Origin of the sequence: Bhargavaea sp. CC-171006, assembly GCF_009761675.1 — a bacterium.
Lineage (GTDB): Bacteria > Bacillota > Bacilli > Bacillales_A > Planococcaceae > Bhargavaea > Bhargavaea changchunensis.
Genome location: NZ_QUZH01000004.1, coordinates 156,188 through 176,444, shown reverse-complemented (window position 1 = coordinate 176,444; position 20,257 = coordinate 156,188). Strand labels below are relative to the sequence as shown.

Genomic DNA, 20,257 nt, shown 5'->3' with positions numbered 1-20,257 from the left:
AGGTGAGAATATGAACGGAATTTTTACGGCACTGATCTGCTCGTTTGATGAGAATGGCAAGGTAAATGAAAAGGGGCTGCGCGAAATCGTGCGCCACAATATCGATGTTCAGAAAGTGGACGGCCTATATGTAAACGGCAGTTCCGGAGAGAACTTCCTGATGTCGGCGGACCAGAAAAAGAAAGTGTTCGAAATCGTCAAGGATGAGGTGAAGGACGAGGTCAAGCTGATCGCCCAGATCGGCGCTCTTGATATCGACGAAGCGGTCGAGCTGGCACAATTCGCAACTGATCTCGGCTATAATGCGCTTTCCGCGGTCACACCGTTTTATTACCGCTTCGATTTCGAGGAAGTCAAAGACTACTACAACACCATCCTTGAAAGCGTCGACAACAAGATGATCATCTACTCGATTCCTGCGCTCACAGGCGTCAGCATGGACCTCGAGCAATTCGCGGAACTGTTCGAGAATGAAAAAGTCATCGGCGTGAAGTTCACGGCACCGGACTTCTTCCTTCTTGAGCGCATCCGTCATGCGTTCCCGGACAAGCTAATCTATTCCGGTTTTGATGAAATGCTGCTTTCTGCCGCAGTCCTTAATGTGGACGGCGCAATCGGCAGCACATTCAACGTCAACGGACAGCGTGCCAAGCAGATTTACACGCTTGCGAAGGAAAGCCGGATCGATGAAGCCCGCGAAGTCCAGAAAGTGACGAATGATCTGATCGCGGAAATTCTTGCGAACGGCCTCTACCAGACAATCAAAGAAATCCTGAAAGCCCAAGGCGTCGACGCCGGCTACTGCAGAAAGCCGATGAAGCGCCTGACAGAAGACAAAGTCGAAAACGCGAAAGCGATGGCAGCGAAATACTGCTGATCGGCTAAGGGGGAAATCGTATGGGTGGTACATTTGCAGTTATAGACTATGTGATTTTGTTCGCTTACCTGCTGTTCATCCTTTATGTGGGGATTGCCGTCGCAAAAAAGGAGATGCAGGGGAAAGAGTTCTTCAAGGGGGACGGATCGATCCCATGGTGGGTCACATCCGTCAGTTTGTTTGCTACGTTGCTCAGCCCGATTTCGTTCCTGTCACTTGCAGGAAACTCCTATCTCGGATCCTGGGAGCTTTGGTTCGCACAGCTCGGCCTGTTCATCGCCGTACCGATCGCGATTTATTTCTTCCTTCCGGTCTACCGGAAGCTGAACCTCGACACGGCATATGAATATCTGGAGCGCCGGTTTGATGTGAAGATGCGGATGATCGGCAGCGTGCTCTTCATCGTCTATCAGATCGGCCGGATGTCGATCATCATGTACCTGCCGGCCATCGCATTAAGCGCAGTCACCGGTATCAATACCGTCCTGATCATCCTGTTCATGGGTGTCATTGCGACGATTTACTCCGCGTTCGGAGGGATCAAGTCCGTACTCTGGACCGACTTCATCCAGGGGGTTGTCCTGATCGGGGGAGGTATTTTCGCCCTGATCTTCCTGCTCTTCTCGATCGACGGCGGGATGGGAGAGGTTTTCAAAACCGGCACTGATAACGGCAAGTTCTTCACGGACATGCCGCTGTTCGATCCGAATTTCGTCAACAACAGCATCCTGCTCCTGATCTTCGGTGCAGGTCTCTCGACGGCGTTCTCATACATCTCGAGCCAGGACATGGTCCAGCGCTACCTGACGACAAACGACACTAAAGAGATGAACAAGATGACGTATCTGAACGGCTTCCTGTCCCTTGGTACGGCCACTCTGTTCTTCTTTATCGGGACAGCACTCTACACGTTCTACACCCAGCAGAGCGGCGCCATGCCGGACGGCAAGGGTGACCTGATCTTTGCGAATTATATCGTCAGCGAACTGCCTGCCGGAATTTCCGGCCTCCTGATCGCCGGCCTGTTCGCAGCCGGCCAGTCAACGCTGTCGACTGGCCTGAACAGTGTCGCGACCAGCTGGACTCTCGATATACAGAACGTCTTCAAGCCGGGCATGAGTGATGAAACAAGCACGAAGATCGCGCGTGTCGTCTCGGCGCTTGTCGGGGTCTTCTCAATCGCGTTTGCCATCGTGCTTGCCTACTCTGATGTCAGCTCGGCTTACGAATGGTTCAACGGCCTGATGGGCCTTGCACTTGGAATCATCGGCGGTACGTTCACGCTCGGCGTTATGACAAAGAAGGCCAATGCAAAAGGTGCACTGCTTGGTTTTGTTGCAACAACGGTACTTGCGATTTACATTTCTTACTTCACGGACATTACTCTCTGGGCGTATTCGATCATCAACCTGGTCGCTTCACTGATCTTCGGCTATGGCTTCAGCCTGCTGTTTAAAGAGAAAAGCAAGGCCGAAGACGGAGAGATGACGTATTACGATAAAGCGGTCAACTGATTAAGTATGAATGTTGAAGGGACGGTGAACAGGATGGAGATCAAGAAAACGGTCGAAACGGACGTTCTTGTCGCGGGCAGCGGCCTTGCGGGCATCAAGTCGGCCAAGGAACTTTCGGACCTCGGACACCGGGTGCTCTTGGTGACGAAGATGAAAATCGCGTCCGGCTCCAGTTTCTATCCGCTGAAAGCCTCCCTCGGCACCCAGGTGACAAAAGATCAGGAAGACGAGCAGACGTTTCTGGAAGACATCGAAGAAATGAGCCGGGGCATGCACAGGCAGGACCTGGCGGAAGTGTATGTCCGGGAGATTCCCGAGCGGGTCAAGGAATATCAGGATATCGGGGTCGATGCGAAAAAGCTGGAGGGAGAGCGGAAGGCGTGCTTTGCGCCGAATGCCCGCAATATCTACCTGCTGAGTGACTGGGACCGCATCCGACGGAAGGTCAACGAAATCTTCGCACGCTATGACACACTCTCCGTCATGGAAAAGACGGTCATCCTGACCCTGATCAAGGAAGGCGGCCGGGTGACAGGCGCTGTGCTCTTGGATGAAAATCACGAGCTCGTGCTTGTCCGGTGCAAGGCAGCGATCGTTGCGACCGGCGGGTTCGGTTCGATCTACAAGCACAACCTGAACCCGAATGATGTGGACGGCTCGGGGCATGTCCTCGCACTTGAGGCGGGGGCCCGCCTGGTGAATATGGAGTTCATCCAGTTCATCCCGGGCATCACGTCTCCAAAATATAAGACGCTATTTGGTGAACACACCCTCGCGTATTGTGAAGATATCGTGGACGGAGACGGCAAAAGCATGCTACGGCCTCTGTTGCCGGAAGGGCTTAGCCTCCGGGAGTGTCTGGACGTACGGAGCACACACGGACCGTTCACGCATTCCCTGGAATCCAGGTATTTCGATATCGCCATGATGAAGCGGATCACCGAAACCGGTAACGAGGAAGGGTTCCGGCTGCTGTTCGACCCGTCTATCTATGAGAATAAGGAAGAGTTCTATACCGTTTATCTGGACTGGCTGAAGGAGCGCAATGTCAATTTGGCGGAAGATGAGATCCGCATCGCTCCGTTTGCCCATGCCAGCAACGGCGGGGTCTTTATCGATCCCCACGGGCGGACGGGCGTAGACGGTCTGTACGTCATCGGCGAGCTTTCCTGCAACATCGAAGGGGCGAACCGGCTCGGAGGCAACTCCACGGGCGCCTGCATGGTGTTCGGGAAACGGGCTGCCAAACACTGTTCCGATTATATCGGCGGTGTGAAGCTTGGTGTCGCGGACGAGAAACAAGCCTCCGATCGCCTGTCCGAGATGTTCGGCAATCCGGCTCCGGCTGCTGATTCGGACGTGGAATTTGCGGCGGAACGGGCAAGGACAGCGACCGAAGAGATCCGGGAAATCCTCTGGTACCATGCCAATGTCGTCCGCTCTGAAAATGGATTGACCGGTGCGCTGGACGAAATCCGCAGGCTGGAAGATACGGTGGACCTTCCGCTGCTCTTTAGCCGGCCGGAAAAACGGCAGCTGGCGTTCAAAGCCCGGAATTTCCTGAAGCTTTCCCAAGTCCTGCTGCTGGCGATGCTGGAGCGGAAGGAAAGCAGGGGCGCACACTACCGGGAAGATCATCCGGATGAAGACCTGGCGTTTAGCCGACGCCTTTTCGTCTCGGCCGATCCGGAAGGGCAGCCGAATCTTGAATTCCTGAATGAATGACAGCCGAAAGGCAGAGAAAGAGAAAAACCTGTCATGGGTTTTTCTCTTTTTCAATGGACAACGGGAGAATTGAGAATAACAATAGAAGTAGAAATGAGGGAAGATCATGATGCTTGGCGTCATTGATATCGGCGGGACATCCATCAAATACGGGATCCTCAGCGGATCGGGTGAACTGATCCACCATGGTTCCGTGCCGACGGAGGCGAGGCGTGGGGGAGACGCGGTCGTTGAGAAAGTTTGCGAAATCTCCGACGGTCTCCGGGAACACTTTGATATAGAAGGAATCGCAATCAGCTCTGCTGGGCAGATCGACAACCGGAACGGCTCGGTCGTGTTCGCCACGGACAACATTCCGGGTTATACAGGCACGCCAGTCGCGGAGCGGGTCAGCCGGCATACGGGGCTGCCGGTCACGGTCGAGAATGACGTGAACTGCACGGCGCTCGGCGAACACTGGAAAGGGGCCGGCCGGGGCGTAAGGAACTTTGTCTGCATGACGATCGGAACCGGAATCGGAGGGGCGCTATTTTTGGATGGCCATCTTTTCACGGGCTCTGCATTTTCTGCGGGCGAAATCGGTCACATCTCGCTGTATCCGGGCGGGAAGCCGTGCACTTGCGGTAACAGCGGCTGCTATGAACAGTACGCATCGGCTTCCGCCCTGATTGCGCTGATCCGGGATGCTTATGACGGTGAGCCGGATCTGGAGGCGTTCTTCGAGCTGGTCAAGGACGGAGAAGAGCGGGCGCTTGAAATTTTCGGGCGCTGGGTGGACGATATTGCGACAGGTCTCCAGTCCCTTGTCCATTCTTTTAATCCCGAATGCATCATCATCGGCGGAGGCGTTTCTGAACAGGGTGAGATCCTAAGGAGCGCGATTGAAGAATCCCTCCGCGAGAAGGTCATGCCGAACCACCGCAAATCACTTGAAGTCCGCTTGGCGGAGCAGGGCAACCGGGCAAATCTGCTTGGAGCGGCCCATCATTTCATGGAAAGCCGGAAAAATGGATAGGGGGTAACGGGATGAACAGTCCGCTCAGCAATGTGAGGCCGTCCGTGGTCATGGAACAGCACAAACACCAATTCACCAAGTCCGAGCAGAAAATCTATGCCTATATTCTTGAGCACCCTGAACAGGTGATCTATCATTCCCTGACAGAATTCTCGGAGGCGAGTGGTGTGGCCGAGGCGACGGCACTCCGTTTTCTGAGGAAGCTGGGGTACAAAGGCTTCCAGGACTTCAAGTTTCTGTTCGCCAGGGAAATCGCCGAAGCCGGCACCGACCAGGGTGAAACCTATCTTGAACGGATCCGGGAAAATATGGTCCAGGCGATCCGGGATACACATGATGTCGTCGTTCAGGACGAACTGTCCGCGAGCATAGGGGCGATCGACCGATCGGATGATGTGGTCATCTTCGGCATCGGTTCGTCCGGAATCGCGGGGCTGGACATGCAGCACCGCCTGATGAGGATCGGGAAGCACACGAGTGTCGTGACAGATTCCCACTTCCAGATGATGCGCGCCGCTTCTCTTAACGAGAAATCCGTGGTGATCGCGATCAGCCTCACAGGCGGAACGAAGGACATTGTCGATGCGGTCCGTGTCGCCAAGGAGAAAAAGGCGACTGTCATCGCCTTGACGAACTACGTAAAATCTCCTCTGACCAAGTACGCCGACCATATCCTGCTGACGTCCGCCAAGGAAAGCCCGCTGGACAGCGGATCTCTCGTCTCGAAGGTGGCACAGCTGTACTTGGTCGACCTGATCTGCACCGGACTGACGATGAACAATTACGAGGAAGCAGAACGGGTAAAGAGGGAAGTATCCGACAGTATTTCAGGAAAACTGTATTGACAAGGGAAGGATGAGCGATATGCAACCGATTTTGATCAGTGGAGCCAGGGTCCATGCCGAGGAAGGCGTTCTGGAAGGGGGCTATGTACTCGTCCGGGATGGCAAGATTGCGGGTGTGTCGGGCGCGCGTCCTGAAGGTCTTTCGGAAGATGTGCAGGAGATTGACGGCTCTTCCCTGAATGTCCTTCCAGGTTTTATCGACAGCCATATCCACGGAGCGGACGGAGCGGACGTGATGGACGCAACGGAAGAGGCGCTCGATTCGATGGCGCGATTCCTGCCTGGGGAAGGGACGACATCCTTCCTTGCCACAACGATCACCCAGTCTCATGAAAGCATCGGCAACGCTCTTCGGAATGTCGCAGAATACCCGAACGGGCCGGGGCAGGCGGAAGTGCTCGGCGTCCACTTGGAAGGTCCGTTTGTGGAGAAAAAACGGGCCGGTGCTCAGCCGGCAGCCTACATAACAGAACCCGACGCGGAGCTGTTCAGGAAGTGGCAGGAGATGGCCGGAGGACGGATCAAGGTCGTCACGATGGCTCCCGAACATGACTTGGACGGTGCTTTCATCCGGGAACTTGCGGAATCGGGCGTTGTCGTCTCGGCCGGACATACCGATACGGGGTTTGCAGGGATGGAGGAAGCCGCAGCTCAAGGTGTCAGCCAGGTGACCCATCTTTGCAATGCCATGCCGGGCATCCATCACCGCGATGTCGGGGTGGTCGGGGCAGCTTTTCTTCTGGATGCACTGAAGGCGGAACTGATTGCGGACGGCATCCATGTCGATAAAGAAATGCTTCGCCTGATCTGGCGGAACATCGGCCCTGAGCGGCTGATCCTCATCACCGACTCCATGCGGGCAAAGGGCCTTTCGCCGGGAGATTACGAACTCGGCGGGCAGCCAGTCAAAGTAACCGAAGATCGAGCTGAACTGGCGGACGGGACTCTTGCCGGCAGTATCCTGAAGATGAACGATGGAGCCCGCCGCATGCTCGGTTTCAACGGTGTCACGATTGAAGACATCGTGAAGATGGCATCATGGAACCCGGCCCGCCAACTTGGAGTCGATGACCGGAAAGGCAGCATCCGGGAAGGGAAGGACGCGGACCTGATTCTGATGGATGACGATCTGAATATCCGGCTGACGCTCTGCCGGGGGAAAGTGGCGTTTGATATTGAACAGAAAACCCTGTAATTATAGAAACCCAAAACTATGGGGCTGACCGTAATATTGCGGATCAGCCTTTTTTCTTTGCACAATAAAACTCTTCCTATCTATAACATAATTTGGTACGATCATAGCAATTCAATACTACGGTAATATTTATAGGCTGACTGTAATTGGGGGGATTCTATTGGATGAAATCTATCAGGAGATAAAACGACTCCGGTTAGAGCAGGGGTATACATTGAAAGACTTGAGTGAGCGAACTAACTTGTCTGTCAGCTTCTTATCACAGGTGGAAAGAGGAAGTTCATCTCTTGCCATCACATCACTAAAGAAAATAGCGGACGCATTTGGCGTACCGATCACCCGGTTTTTTGAATCTGAGCAGAATCATAATTATTTATTGAGAAAAGATGAACGAAAGCCTTTTCGTCTGGAAGGTTCATCAGCTGTCTATGCGCGGCTGAGCGGAGAGTTTGGTGGCCGAAGCCTGGAACCGCTTTTGGTGACACTGTCTCCAGGTGAAAAACAAGTTAGAGACTCGCATCCAGGTGAGGAGTTTTATTTTGTCTTAAAGGGGGCGGCCTTATTTACGGTGGATGGGAAGGAATATTTTATGAGGGAAGGCGACACCATCCACTTTCCATCAAACCTTCCCCATTCGTGGGAAAACCCACTAAACGAAGAATCCTCGTTTTTGTGCGTTTTGACCCCCGTGATCTTTTAAACCACATCAATATGCTCTGCAGGTATTTCGCGTTATCCAACGCGGAATATCTGTTTTTTTGTTGAAAAAACCCTTCTTTAATTATTAAAATTATTCTTTCAATTACGAAAAGATTATGCTATTATCGGAATTAATTTAATACAGCTTCAATTATTACGATTTTTTGCACGATATTATGGGAGAGAGCTATGGAAGAGGTTTGCAAGGAAATTAAACGCCTTCGGAAGTCCAAGGGGTACACGCTGAAAGATGTTAGTGAACGAACCGGACTGTCCGTGAGTTTTCTGTCACAGCTGGAACGCGGGACTTCGTCATTGGCCATTACATCTCTAAAAAAGATTGCGGACTCGTTCGACGTACCTATCCGCCAGTTTTTCTTGACAGAGAGCAATGTCAACTATGTGCTGAAGAGGGAAGAGCAGAAGTCGTTCCGGTTTGAAAGTTCGCCGGTTGTTTATTCACGGCTAAACGGGGAGTTCGATGGGCGAGGGCTTGAACCAATCTTAGTGACTCTTGCTCCAAGGGTAAGGCAAGAGGTCGATTCCCACCCGGGTGAAGAATTCTACTACGTCGTCAAAGGAGAAATTTTAGTCCAGCTTGATCAGGAGGAGTATGTGGTAGGTGAGGGGGACACCATCCATTTTCCCTCGCATGTGCCCCACGGCTGGGAGAATCTCTGTGATGAAGAGGCGGTCCTGTTATGTATCGTAACGCCAGTTGTATTTTGAAATGACTAGACAAGGGGGAGTATTAAAATGAGAGTCGCAACTGATATTGGAGGAACGTTTACGGACTTGGTTTATGTGGACCAGGAAGGAAGTATCGGAGTAGCCAAGAGCCCGACAACCCCTCCGAACTTTGAGCAGGGAGTAATTGATGTCATCGGCAAGAGCGGGGTGGATCCGCAGTCGATCCAGACATTTATCCACGGGACGACAGTCATCATTAATGCGCTGACAGAGCGTAAAGGTGTCACTACTGGCCTGATTACGACTGCGGGCTTCCGTGATGTCCTTGAGATTGCCCGCGGCAACCGTCCGGATCTGTTCAACCTGCGTTATGAGAAGCCGGTACCATTCGTTGAGCGGTATCTCAGGCAGGAAGTCACGGAGCGAATGAGCCAGCAGGGTGAAGTAGTGGAACCGCTTGATGAGAAACGCATCAGACAGCTTGTTGAGTATTTCAGGAAGGAAAACGTTGACGCCATTGCGGTTGCTTATCTACATGCCTATAAGAATCCAACCCACGAAATACGGACCGTTGAACTAGTCGAAGAGCTTTGGCCGGAAGTAGCCGTCACTGCATCTCATGAGGTAACGAAGGAGTGGCGTGAATATGAGCGGACCAATACAGCGGTGCTCAATTCCTATGTGAAGCCAATCGCTTCCTCCTACATCGACCGTCTGAACGGACGGCTTGAAGAACTTGGATCCGGTAATCTCCGATATATCATGCAGTCAAATGGCGGGACAACGACCTTTGAACAGGCAAAGAAGACACCAATCAACATGGTGGAATCTGGCCCGGTTGCCGGTATTTACGGAGCTGCTTATTTAGGAGAAATCATCGGGGAGAAGAATATCATCGCTTTTGACATCGGTGGTACCACAGCAAAGTGTTCGCTTATTGCGGATGGCGAAGTCAAAGTTTCCACGGACTACTATATCGAAAAAGATGAATATCATGCGGGCTATCCGATTAAGACACCGGTCGTTGATATTGTGGAGATTGGAAACGGGGGCGGTTCTATCGCATGGATCGATGAAGGCGGCGCGTTGAAGGTCGGGCCACAATCTGCAGGTTCTGTGCCCGGTCCTGTTGCATACGGACAGGGAGGAACGGAGCCGACAACAACCGACGCCAATCTCTTGACCGGACGGTTGTCGCCCAAGAACTTCGATTATGACGTGGATATGATTCAAGTAGAGGCAGCTATCAAGACAAAAGTGGCAGATCGTTTCGGCATGAAGCCGGAGGACGGGGCACTCGGCATCATCAGAATCGCAAACTCGAACATGCTGAATGCATTGAAGCTGATTTCCGTTCGAAAAGGATATGATCCCCGGGACTTCACGCTTATTGCATTCGGAGGTGGCGGATCCATGCATGCCCCGGCACTTGCGAAGGAATTGGGCGTCGGGAAGGTGGTCGTGCCGGTCGCATCACCGGTATTCTCCGCGTGGGGAATGCTCATGACCGATCTGCGCCATGATTATATCCAGACTTATATCGCCCGTGTGAGTGGACTTAATTTCGATACGTTTAACAACGAGTGGGATGAGCTTGCCGAAACTGCAATTGCCCAATTTGAAGAAGAGAATATTGCCAAGAACCACGTCCGTCTTCTTCGTTTTGCGGACATGCGCTACGCCGGACAAGAACATACAGTCAAAGTACCGCTTGGCTCCGGACCGATTACCAAAGAATCTATCAGTCAGCTCATTGCCAATTTCCATGAGCTGCATGAGAAAAACTACACATTCAAACTTGAAGGCGCAGAGACGGAGATCGTAAACCTCCATCTGACCGCGTTCGGATCGATTGAAAAACCGTCACTCAAGAAGCTGGAGGCTGCCGGAGGATTAGCAGGCGATGCCATCAAGGAAAATCGTCCAGTTTACTATGAACAGGAAGGTTGGGTAGATACGGACGTTTATGACCGAATGAAGTTGGAACCGAAAATGTCATTCAGCGGGCCGGCAATTATCGAGGAGCAGGCAGCAGTGACAGTCATATACCCCGGGCAATCTGCGACGATTGACGAGTACGGTAACCTGATCATCGAAACGGAGGTACGCTGAAATGACAACAATCAAAGAACTAAAGAATGTCGATCCGTTCACGCTCGAAATTGTTAAAGACTCTCTTGTAGCTATTGGTGAAGAAATGTTCCACACACTTGCACGGACTTCCATGAGCCCGGTCATCTACGAAGTACTTGACTATGCGAGTGGCTTGACCGATGCAAAAGGCCAACTGCTTACCCAGGGAAATGGAGTTACGGGATTTATCGGGATGCTGACTTTCATGGTGAAGGAGACATTGAAAAAGTTTGGGAATGAAGGGGATCTGAACCCTGGCGACATTATCATCATTAATGATTCTTATGCCGGCGGTGGCTCTCACCTGTCTGATGTCGGATTTGTGATGCCAATTTTCGCGGATGGCGAGTTGGTCGCATTCGCTGCGAACAAGGCTCACTGGACAGATGTTGGAGGCAAAGATCCAGGTTCATTCAGCAATGATGCGACTGAAATCTATCAGGAAGGACTGCAGTTCCCTTGTGTCAAGCTATATGAAGAAGGCCGGCTAAACCAGGCCATCATCGACATGATTCAGGCGAACGTCCGGTTCCCCGACTTGTCGCTCGGGGACCTGTGGGCCCAGGTGGCAGCCATCCGTACCGGGGACAAACGTGTCCGCGAGCTTTGTGAAAAAAACGGCACAGAAACGGTAAAGGCAGCTATAGAGAACTATCTTGACCACGGTGAACAAATGGCAAGGAAGGAGCTTGCAAAGCTTCCTAAAGGAGAATTCTTCGCGAAAGATTATGTCGACGACGACGGTTTCGGCAATGGACCTTTTCACGTTCAGGTAAAGGTCACGATTACCGATGACAAATTCATTTGTGATTTCCGCGGATCCCATCCGCAGGTACCGGGTCCTGTCAACGTGACTTATACCGGCCTTGTCTCAGCGGTGCGTACGGTGTTCCTGGCGGTTACGAATCCTTCCCAGGATGTCAACGATGGGGTGTTCCGTCCTCTGGAAATTATCACCGATCCGGCGTCCATCCTTTCTGCGGAACGTCCGGCTCCGGTTTCTGTCTACTGGGAGGCGATGCAGGGAGGCGCGGATGTCGTCATGCAGGCACTCGCCCCTCATCTTCCGGACCGCCTTCCTGCCGGCCAGCTGCTGTCGGTCTGTGCGGTGACGTTATCCGGCAACCACCATGTAAACGGCGAGCCATTCCTGATTGTCGAACCGTCTGCCGGCGGCTGGGGCGCGGCGCAGGGACAGGATGGAGCCCGCGGTCAATTCTGTATCGGTGACGGCGAGACATACAATGTTCCTGTTGAAGTGGCGGAAACCCGTTACGGTGTCATGATCGACGAGTACAGCCTCAAAACTGACGGCATGGGCGCCGGTGAATATATCGGCGGAGCTGGCGTCATCCGGAGCTACCGTGCCATGACTGACAAGCAGATGGTTTCCGCGACATTCGGCCGTAACAAATTCCATCCGTGGGGTTTGAACGGCGGAGAAAAGGGATCTCCAAACGAATTTATCATCGAAAAGAAAGAGGGTACGACCGATGGACCATTCGGCATGTATCCGCGATATCCACTCAACAAAGGGGACGTCGTCAAGTTAATGACAGCAACGGGAGGCGGATATGGAGATCCCCTTAAGCGACCTTCCGGACAAGTAGCGAAAGACGTGAAAAACGGCTACATGACTGTAGCCCAGGCAAAAGAAAAGTATGGGGTTCTAGTTAATTCGGAGACTTTCGAGGTCGAAGGGATCACAGAGAAGAGGGAAAACTAATGGAAGTGCTGAAACTTGCGGATCTGAAAGAGGAAGGCAACGGCGCTTACTCCATGAAAACGGCTTTTCAGGAGTCCTTGGGCGACTGTGGGGTGAAAGTAGGCCGGGTCGTAATCCGGGCAGGAGAACAGGTCCCGCTAACCGGTGTTTCCAAGCATACTGAAAATGAGTATTCGATTATTCTGAAGGGATCGCTTGTCACTGAAATCGGGGGCGAGAAAATTCATGTCAGTGCAGGGGAAGCTACATTCATCCCGAAAGGCGAGGAACATATAGCAACAAATAATGGAGAGGAAGACTGCGAACTGGTATTCGTTCTTGTCGGCTAAGGAGAGAAAGGGGGAGCATTAAATGGAAAGCACTAAGCCGCTAAGCAATGGCAAGGATGAGGCGCTGGCACCCATTCCGGAAAACAAACGCCAGCATTGGATGACTCCGACAATGATCTTTGGGGGTCTGGAGTTCACAATTCCGGTTCTCATGGTTGGCGCTACGCTCGCAGGTTCATTTGGGATGACAGAAATCTTTTGGGTTTTGCTCATCGCACTAGTCGTCATTCAGTGGATCGGAAATGCAGTCGCCGGGTATATGGGAGCCAAGACCGGACGTTCATCCTCAGTCATCGCTCGTACCAGTTTTGGAGCTGCACAGGCAAGATTCATCGTCGGTATGACTATTTTCATCGTATCTCTCGGCTGGTGGGCATTGCAGACAGCGGTGGCAGGTAATGCGATTTCCGCGATGTTCGGCATTGATTACGAAAACGAGTTTTGGCCGTGGGCAGTTGTCACGATTATCGCGGGTCTTGCTTTTGCACTTCCTTCCATTATCGGATATAACTCGATGAAGTGGACGGATTACATCGCGGTCCCGGCTGGGTTGCTCCTCATTGCCGGAGGGATCTATTTTGCACTGAAAAATACAGGGTGGAATACAATCATGTCGTGGAACCCTGAGCCACAGATGACATTCCTGGCAGCGCTCTCGCTGGTCATTGGAATCAACGTCTCCCAGTGGGTCATTGCATCCGATTATACCCGGTACGCGAAGCCGACCATCAAAGACAATCTCATTATTCCTATTGGAATTGTTGGAGTAGGGCTCCCGCTCTTCTATGTTGGCGCGGTCATGTCTGTTGGCGTCGGTGATGCCGATATCGTCAATGTCATGATGAACCTTGGCTTCCCGGTATGGGGCTTCCTCATTCTCTGGTTTGCAACCTGGACGAGCCAACTCGTCAACAATTACAGCATGGGCCTTGCGTTGGCGAATCTTTGCAATGTCAACTCAAACAGGGGACGGGCACTCCTTACCCTCGGAGGAACGATTATCGCGATTGTCATCGCGCTAGCAGGCATACTCGATTACTTCATGGACTTCCTGTACATGACGGCACTCGTTTATCCAGCCATCGCCGGCGTCATGATGGCAGACTTCTTCTTTATTCGCCGCAGACAGTGGAAAGATCTTCACGGCTGGAACTGGATGGCGACAATTGCACTGGTTGCAGGAACATTAATCGGTTACTTGACACAGTACGTAACCTCATTTGGAATTCCGGCAGTACAATCACTCATTGCATCTGGCGCGATTTATCTGGTCTGCATGCAGGTAAAAGCAAAGGTCAAGCCAGATCATTTCACTGAAGGAATAGGGAAAGAAGAAACTGCCCCTGCCGAACAGGCAGAACCGGTATAACGTAAATAAATGAAAAGCAGGAAAACGGTTCTCTACGGAGGACCGTTTTTCTTTGGCCGTTTAATTACTGTACAATGGCGGAAGATGAGGATTTGCGGTGAGTGCTCAACTTGCAGACGAATGCTTCAATAGAGTTATCAGTGCTCTGGTATGTGAGGAGAGGGGGATTAATTGTGAGCATCCATCAGCAGTTGATCATCCGAACACCGGATGACTTCAGCTTTTCAGAGAACTTGGAATACTTGTCGCGCTCGGCGGATGAGTGCATGTTCCATATTCAAGATGAAAAGGTGCTGCGAGCTATTGCAATAGAAGGAAAGCCGGTACTGTTCAGGATGGAAGAGCATCCGGACGGAATTATGGTCACCATCTCCGGAAAAGCGGAGGGGGCAGCATCCGGTGTGGAACGATTTGTCCGCGACTGGCTTGACCTTGGCCGGGACCTCTTGCCATTCTATGAGCTGAGCGAGAGGGAACCGCTTCTCCAGGAAGCGGTCCGCCGGCATAGCGGTCTCCGAGTCGTCGGTATCCCCGATCTGTTCGAGACGTTTGTCTGGGCGATTCTTGGGCAGCAGATCACCGTCGCGTTTGCTTATGTGCTGAAGCGCAGGTTTGTCGAGACATTCGGTCAGGCCATCGATGCGGACGGTGTGACCCATTATCTGTTTCCTTCCGCGGAGACAGTGGCCGCGCTTGAGCCGGAAGCGCTGCGTGAATTGAAGATCACCGCCAGGAAGTGTGAATACATCATCGGCGTCGCCAGGCTGATCGCGGACGGAGAACTCACGAAGGAAGGGCTTCTGGGACTGGGCGGCGACCGGGCGATCGAACACAGGCTTACTGCCATCCGGGGTATCGGCCCGTGGACCGCCAACTATGTCCTCATGCGCTGCCTCCGTTCGCCCGATGCTTATCCTGCCGCGGATGTCGGTCTTCACAACGCCCTGAAGCTTGTTGCGGGACTGGACCGGAAGCCGACCCTTCCGGAAGTGGAGGCATTCGCCGAACCGTGGAAAGGCTGGCGGGCCTATGCGACCTTTTATCTGTGGCGCTATCTGAGCAGCGAGGCGGAGCGGGGCTGAACTGAAAGATCATCAACGTCTCAATGAAGATCGTCAACTTCTCAACAGCAACAGGCGGCTCCATAAAATCGGAGCCGCCTGTTTTTACATCATTCAGCAGGGAACAGCGGCAGCTTTTCGAGAAAGATGATGTCTTCACGGTCAGCCGAATCTCCTTCAGCCAAAATAGCGGCACGGGCAACGATTTCTGCGCCGGCTTCCGTGACGAGGGCTTCCAGCGCACGTAGGGAGTCGCCGGTGCTGATGACGTCATCGATCAGGGCGACTCGTTTTCCTCTGATTGTCGCAGCATCATGACCGTCCAGGACAAGTTTCTGTTGCTTATGGGTCGTCATCGAGGTCACGGTCGCAACAAACGGCTCTTCCATATACGCTTTCACGCTTTTCCTGGCCACGATGTAACGGGGCATTCCCTTGAGCTTGGCGACTTCATGGGCAAAGGGGATGCCTTTGGCCTCGGCGGTCACAAGGAAGTCCACTTCAGGCAGTTTGTCTGCCATGAGGAAGGCGGCTTCCGTTACGATTTCGCTGTCTCCGAGGATGACGAAGCTGGCGATGCGCAGTTCTTCGGAGACCCAGACAAGCGGCAGTTCGCGGGTGACGGTTCCGATGGTTATTTTATACGTATTCCGCATGAAGTCCCTTCCTTTCCTGTTTCGGACCGAAGATAAGTACCATCTTCAGTTTACCCTTTTTCGGACGGTCTCTGTCACAAAACTGTCTGGGCGCAAGTCGCATCAGTTGCGCAAAACGGTGTACACTTGCGGTAGAAAGTTGTTAAAAGGAGCGGGTGACTTATGAAACGTTATATCGTGGTCGGCGGAGGCATCACCGGACTGTCCGCTGCACACCGGCTGCATCAGCTGGCCGGTCAATCCAAAGAAGACATCCACATCACGCTCGTCGAAGCAGAGAAGAGGCTCGGCGGCAAACTGTGGACGCTGCACGAGAACGGATTCATCATGGAGGCAGGCGCGGATTCGATCGTGGCACGCCACGAGGCGGTCGGGACGCTGGTGGAAGAACTCGGTCTCCAGGATCGTGTCGTCCACAACGCGACCGGGATTTCTTATCTTTACCGGGACGGCGGACTGCATGCCATCCCGGCGAATACGGTGTTTGGCATCCCGATGGACAAAGAGTCCCTCATGGCGTCAACGCTAGTATCCGAAGAAGGCAAAAGGGCCGCGCTGAAGGATTTTGAAGAAACCGAGCATGAGTTTACCAAGGACAGCCCCATCGGCGCATTTCTGAGAGCATTCCTTGGCGATGAACTGGTGGAGCGTCAGGTGGCTCCCGTGTTGTCCGGTGTCTATTCGGGTTCTCTTGACTCACTGACACTCGGGTCGACACTGCCGTATCTGCTGGACTACAAAAACGAATATGGCAGCATCATCCGCGGTCTGGGCGAAAACCGCGAAAAGTTCCAGTCCCAGGCGAACAAGAAATTCCTGTCGTTCGACGGTGGGTTGTCCGTACTGATTGACCGGATGGAAGAAGCAATGTCTGGTGTCCGCATCCTGAAAGGGGCCAAGGCGGAGCGGCTTGAAAAAGACGGGGATGGTTATGTTGTATCGGTTGAAGGGCACGGGGAACTCCGGGCCGACGGGGTCATCCTGGCCCTGCCGGATTCCCGGGTGCGCAGGCTTCTCGGCAAGGATGCGCCAGCGGAAGTGTTCGATATCTTCACCAACGCCTCGATTCTGACAATGTATCTTGGCTACGATCTTCCGGATTCCGAGCTTCCCGCTGATGGCACCGGGTTCATCAATGCCGGAAACGGGCAGGTCGTCTGCGATGCCTGCACATGGACAAGCAGGAAATGGACGCATACCTCGCCTGACGAACGGCTTCTTGTCAGGCTGTTCTACAAAAACTCCAATCCGAAATTCGATGAAATCTCGTCGATGGAAAGGGAGGAACTGATCGCCCTCGCGCGCCGAGATCTGAAGGAAAGCCTTGGCCTGGACGCGGAGCCTTCGGTGGTTGAAGTCACGCCATGGCTAGGCCTGATGCCGAAGTACGGCCTTGGACATCGGACGGCGGTGGAGGAGCTGGAACAGTTCCTTTCAGCGTCCTACCCGAATGTCCAGGTCGCCGGGGCATCGTTCCACGGTGTCGGCATCGGCCTTTGCATCGCGAATGGGCGGGAAAAGGCAGAGGAAGTATTTGGTAATTGAAAAACGGTCAGTCCCGACAAAGGGGCTGACCGTTTCGTCCATATTCAGAAGTGAAGATTGACCGGTTCTGTAAATTCAAACAGGCAGAGGTGGCTATAGGAGGCCCAAAAGAGGTAAAGTAGACAGTAGGCGGAACCGGTACCCGGTAACCCCGTGGCCGGTTCCTTTATTTAGATAAGGGGGCAGCAAGGATGGCTTATAACTTTGATGAAACAGTCGAGCGCCGCGGAACAGCGAGTGCAAAATGGGACGCGGTAAAGGATCTGTTCGGATCCGAGGATGTTCTGCCTCTCTGGGTGGCGGATATGGACTTCCGCGTGCCGGAAGAGGTCGTCGAGGCAATCAAGCAGGCTGCGGACCACGGAATTTTCGGTTATACACTCCGTTCCGAAGAATATAAGGAAGCGGTCAGTGACTGGATGAAAAAACGCCATGGATGGGAAATCGACGGGGAGTGGATCACCCAGACGCCGGGCATCGTCAACGCCCTGAACATGGCTGTACTTGCCTACACGGAGCCCGGTGATTCCGTGATCGTCCAACCGCCGGTCTACTATCCGTTCATGAAAGCCATCAACAATCACGGCCGGAAAGTGGTGAACAACCCGCTGATCGATCGGGATGGGCGCTATGAGATGGACTTTGATGACCTGGAGACGAAAATTGCGGAAAGCGGCGCGAAGCTGTTGTTCCTGTGCAATCCTCAGAACCCGTCAGGCCGTGTCTGGACGCCTGAAGAATTGAAACAGCTTGGTGATATCTGTCTGCGTCATGGCCTCACGGTCGTCTCCGATGAAATCCACGGTGATCTGATTCTCGGCGACCAGCCGCACACACCGTTTGCGAGCATTTCGGACGAGCTTTCAGAAATCAGCGTGACATGTACGGCGCCAAGCAAGACATTCAACCTCGCCGGCTTGCATACATCGAATATCATCATCCCGGATGAGACGCGCAGGAAGGCGTTCAACGCACAGCTTGATAAGTTTGCGGTCGGCGGTTCCTCGCCGATTGGCGCGGCTGCCACGATTGCCGCATACCGTCATGGAGTGGAATGGCTCGAAAGCCTTCTCGACTATGTGCGGGGCAACTACGCCTACTTGAAAGACTTTACGGAAAAGAACATCCCTCAGCTTAAGGTGTACCCGCTTGAGGCGACCTACCTCGCGTGGGTGGACGCCCGTGCACTCGACCTCGACAACAAGGAACTGGAGACGTTCATGGCCAAAGAGGCCAGGGTCGGCCTGAACCAGGGCCATGTCTTCGGCCCGGGCGGGGAAGGGTTCGTCCGAGTGAACCTGGCCTGTACAAGAGCCACGCTTGAGGAAGCACTTAACAGAATTGATGAGGCGGTCAAAAAGCATCAGGAGACCACCGCCTGACCTGGGAGGACCGGCAGCTGCCGGTCCTTTTTCAAATGGCATGGACAGAAAGCCTCCATACAGGTAAAGTGAGGAAAATGTAAAAGGAAAAGAGGGCCTGAAATGGGGAAGGGGAAAAGAAAGCCGGAACAGGGAAAGGAATCCCAACCGTATCGGGAATACACTGAATCACCGGAAAAAGTCAGAAGGCTTTATAGGCAGACGCTTTCCATCGTCGTCCTCTCCCAGATATTCGGCGGGGCGGGTCTTGCGGCCGGTATTACGGTCGGCGCGCTGATCGCCCGGGAGATGCTGGGGACCGATAGCATGGCCGGCCTTCCGACTGCGCTGTTTACATTGGGAGCCGCGCTCTCTGCGCTTATTGTCGGACGCCTTTCCCAGCGCTCGGGACGCCGTTTCGGCCTTGCGGGAGGCTTCCTTGCAGGCGCACTCGGCGCTGTCGGCGTCATTGCTGCGACTATGATGGAAAGCATCTGGCTGTTGTTTGCCGCCCTATTCATCTACGGGGCGGGATCAGCCACCAATCTCCAGGTCCGTTATGCAGGGACCGACCTTGCAGGACCGAAGCAGCGTGCGACTGCCGTCAGTATCGCACTTGTCTCGACCACGGTCGGCGCGGTCGCGGGACCGAACCTGGTCGGAGTCATGGGAGAGTTCGCCTCTTCAATCGGCATTCCGCCGCTTGCCGGCCCGTTCATCCTTGCAGCTGCCGCCTATCTCACCGCGGGCCTGGTGCTCCTGTTTCTGCTGCGGCCTGATCCGCTGCTCGTGGCAAATGCCCTTGAAACGAGCCGGCAGGCGGCAGCCGCGGAAAAAGGGGAGAACGTGTCCGTCGGTGGAACCTACCGGAGAGGAGTCATTGCAGGAGCGGCGGTCATGGTGGTCACCCAGCTGATCATGACCGGGCTGATGACCATGACACCGGTGCATATGGAGCAGCACGGGCATGCCCTTTCTGCCGTGGGGTCTGTAATCGGTGTGCACATCGCGCTGATGTACCTTCCGTCTTTGCTGACCGGTGTCCTGGTCGACAGGATCGGCCGGAACATCATGGCTGCAGCAGCAGGTGTCACGCTGCTTGCGGCCGGTGCAGCAGGCGCATACGCTCCGCCCGATTCACTTTTCGGTCTGTATGCGGCTTTGGGACTTCTGGGACTGGGCTGGAACTTCGGCCTGATCAGCGGCACGGCGATGATTGTCGATGCGACAGCTCCTTCTGTGAGGGCCAAGACCCAGGGCTCGGTCGATGTCCTGATCGCCCTGTCCGGCGCCACCGGAGGAATGCTCTCAGGTATTATTGCTGCTCAGACCGGTTTTGGCGCCATGGCGCTCGGCGGCGGGATTCTGTCGCTGCTGCTGATCCCGGTGGTGGTCTGGTCGCTGAGAGGGCGGGATAAACAGGTGGCCGCCTGAAGATAGCCGGAAGGCCGGCAACACTATGCTTGCAGTTTATAGAAGCGCCGGCGTTTGCCGGTCTGCCATGCCGGTGATAAACT

At 53.7% G+C, this 20,257-nt stretch carries 17 protein-coding genes; 16 read left to right on the top strand and 1 reads right to left on the bottom strand.

The genetic code is table 11. The features are described 5' to 3' along the window. Positions 1 to 10 precede the first annotated feature (10 nt). The 13 genes from DZC51_RS02285 (at position 11) to DZC51_RS02225 (ending at position 15,199) form a co-directional block, all read left to right on the top strand. The gene (locus DZC51_RS02285) at positions 11 to 877 is read left to right on the top strand and encodes an N-acetylneuraminate lyase (RefSeq protein WP_157293752.1); all 867 of its coding nucleotides are present in this window, start codon (positions 11 to 13) and stop codon (positions 875 to 877) included. A gap of 20 nt (positions 878 to 897) precedes the next feature. Beyond that, positions 898 to 2,391: a sodium:solute symporter family protein gene (locus tag DZC51_RS02280; protein ID WP_157293751.1), complete on the top strand. Its 1,494-nt coding sequence runs from the start codon at positions 898 to 900 to the stop codon at positions 2,389 to 2,391. 33 nt (positions 2,392 to 2,424) lie between these two features. Further along, positions 2,425 to 4,116, top strand: coding sequence for an FAD-binding protein (locus tag DZC51_RS02275; RefSeq protein WP_157293750.1), 1,692 nt, complete (start codon positions 2,425 to 2,427; stop codon positions 4,114 to 4,116). Between the two features lie 106 nt (positions 4,117 to 4,222). Then, positions 4,223 to 5,131, top strand: coding sequence for an ROK family protein (locus DZC51_RS02270; RefSeq protein WP_157293749.1), 909 nt, complete (start codon positions 4,223 to 4,225; stop codon positions 5,129 to 5,131). 11 nt (positions 5,132 to 5,142) lie between these two features. Next, positions 5,143 to 5,976 carry a MurR/RpiR family transcriptional regulator gene (locus DZC51_RS02265; protein WP_157293748.1) on the top strand — a complete coding sequence of 278 codons (834 nt, stop codon included), beginning with the start codon at positions 5,143 to 5,145 and terminating at the stop codon, positions 5,974 to 5,976. 19 nt (positions 5,977 to 5,995) lie between these two features. Beyond that, positions 5,996 to 7,171, top strand: coding sequence for an N-acetylglucosamine-6-phosphate deacetylase (nagA, locus tag DZC51_RS02260; RefSeq protein WP_157293747.1), 1,176 nt, complete (start codon positions 5,996 to 5,998; stop codon positions 7,169 to 7,171). 160 nt (positions 7,172 to 7,331) lie between these two features. Beyond that, positions 7,332 to 7,871 carry a helix-turn-helix domain-containing protein gene (locus DZC51_RS02255; protein ID WP_198304037.1) on the top strand — a complete coding sequence of 180 codons (540 nt, stop codon included), beginning with the start codon at positions 7,332 to 7,334 and terminating at the stop codon, positions 7,869 to 7,871. A 188-nt stretch (positions 7,872 to 8,059) separates the two neighbouring features. Beyond that, complete coding sequence (locus DZC51_RS02250) at positions 8,060 to 8,599, top strand: helix-turn-helix domain-containing protein (protein WP_157293746.1); 540 nt, start codon at positions 8,060 to 8,062, stop codon at positions 8,597 to 8,599. 27 nt (positions 8,600 to 8,626) lie between these two features. Next, positions 8,627 to 10,672, top strand: coding sequence for a hydantoinase/oxoprolinase family protein (locus DZC51_RS02245; RefSeq protein WP_157293745.1), 2,046 nt, complete (start codon positions 8,627 to 8,629; stop codon positions 10,670 to 10,672). A gap of 1 nt (position 10,673) precedes the next feature. Then, the gene (locus tag DZC51_RS02240) at positions 10,674 to 12,419 is read left to right on the top strand and encodes a hydantoinase B/oxoprolinase family protein (protein ID WP_157293744.1); all 1,746 of its coding nucleotides are present in this window, start codon (positions 10,674 to 10,676) and stop codon (positions 12,417 to 12,419) included. Continuing rightward, positions 12,419 to 12,748 carry a cupin domain-containing protein gene (locus tag DZC51_RS02235; RefSeq protein WP_157293743.1) on the top strand — a complete coding sequence of 110 codons (330 nt, stop codon included), beginning with the start codon at positions 12,419 to 12,421 and terminating at the stop codon, positions 12,746 to 12,748. The genes DZC51_RS02240 and DZC51_RS02235 overlap by 1 nt, the downstream gene beginning before the upstream one ends. Before the next feature lie 22 nt (positions 12,749 to 12,770). Further along, positions 12,771 to 14,117, top strand: coding sequence for a purine-cytosine permease family protein (locus DZC51_RS02230; RefSeq protein ID WP_157293742.1), 1,347 nt, complete (start codon positions 12,771 to 12,773; stop codon positions 14,115 to 14,117). Positions 14,118 to 14,290: 173 nt separating this feature from the next. Then, positions 14,291 to 15,199 carry a DNA-3-methyladenine glycosylase family protein gene (locus DZC51_RS02225; RefSeq protein ID WP_157293741.1) on the top strand — a complete coding sequence of 303 codons (909 nt, stop codon included), beginning with the start codon at positions 14,291 to 14,293 and terminating at the stop codon, positions 15,197 to 15,199. A gap of 89 nt (positions 15,200 to 15,288) precedes the next feature. On the opposite strand, the gene DZC51_RS02220 is transcribed toward DZC51_RS02225, so the two are convergent. Next, the gene (locus tag DZC51_RS02220; RefSeq protein ID WP_157293740.1) at positions 15,289 to 15,834 is read right to left on the bottom strand and encodes a phosphoribosyltransferase family protein; all 546 of its coding nucleotides are present in this window, start codon (positions 15,832 to 15,834) and stop codon (positions 15,289 to 15,291) included. A 162-nt stretch (positions 15,835 to 15,996) separates the two neighbouring features. Between DZC51_RS02220 and hemG the strand changes: the two genes are divergently transcribed. From hemG to DZC51_RS02205, 3 genes are all read left to right on the top strand, one after another. Then, positions 15,997 to 17,379: a protoporphyrinogen oxidase gene (hemG, locus tag DZC51_RS02215; RefSeq protein WP_157293739.1), complete on the top strand. Its 1,383-nt coding sequence runs from the start codon at positions 15,997 to 15,999 to the stop codon at positions 17,377 to 17,379. 191 nt (positions 17,380 to 17,570) lie between these two features. Continuing rightward, the gene (locus DZC51_RS02210; protein ID WP_157293738.1) at positions 17,571 to 18,761 is read left to right on the top strand and encodes a MalY/PatB family protein; all 1,191 of its coding nucleotides are present in this window, start codon (positions 17,571 to 17,573) and stop codon (positions 18,759 to 18,761) included. Between the two features lie 102 nt (positions 18,762 to 18,863). Beyond that, the gene (locus DZC51_RS02205) at positions 18,864 to 20,174 is read left to right on the top strand and encodes an MFS transporter (RefSeq protein WP_157293737.1); all 1,311 of its coding nucleotides are present in this window, start codon (positions 18,864 to 18,866) and stop codon (positions 20,172 to 20,174) included. Positions 20,175 to 20,257 lie beyond the last annotated feature (83 nt).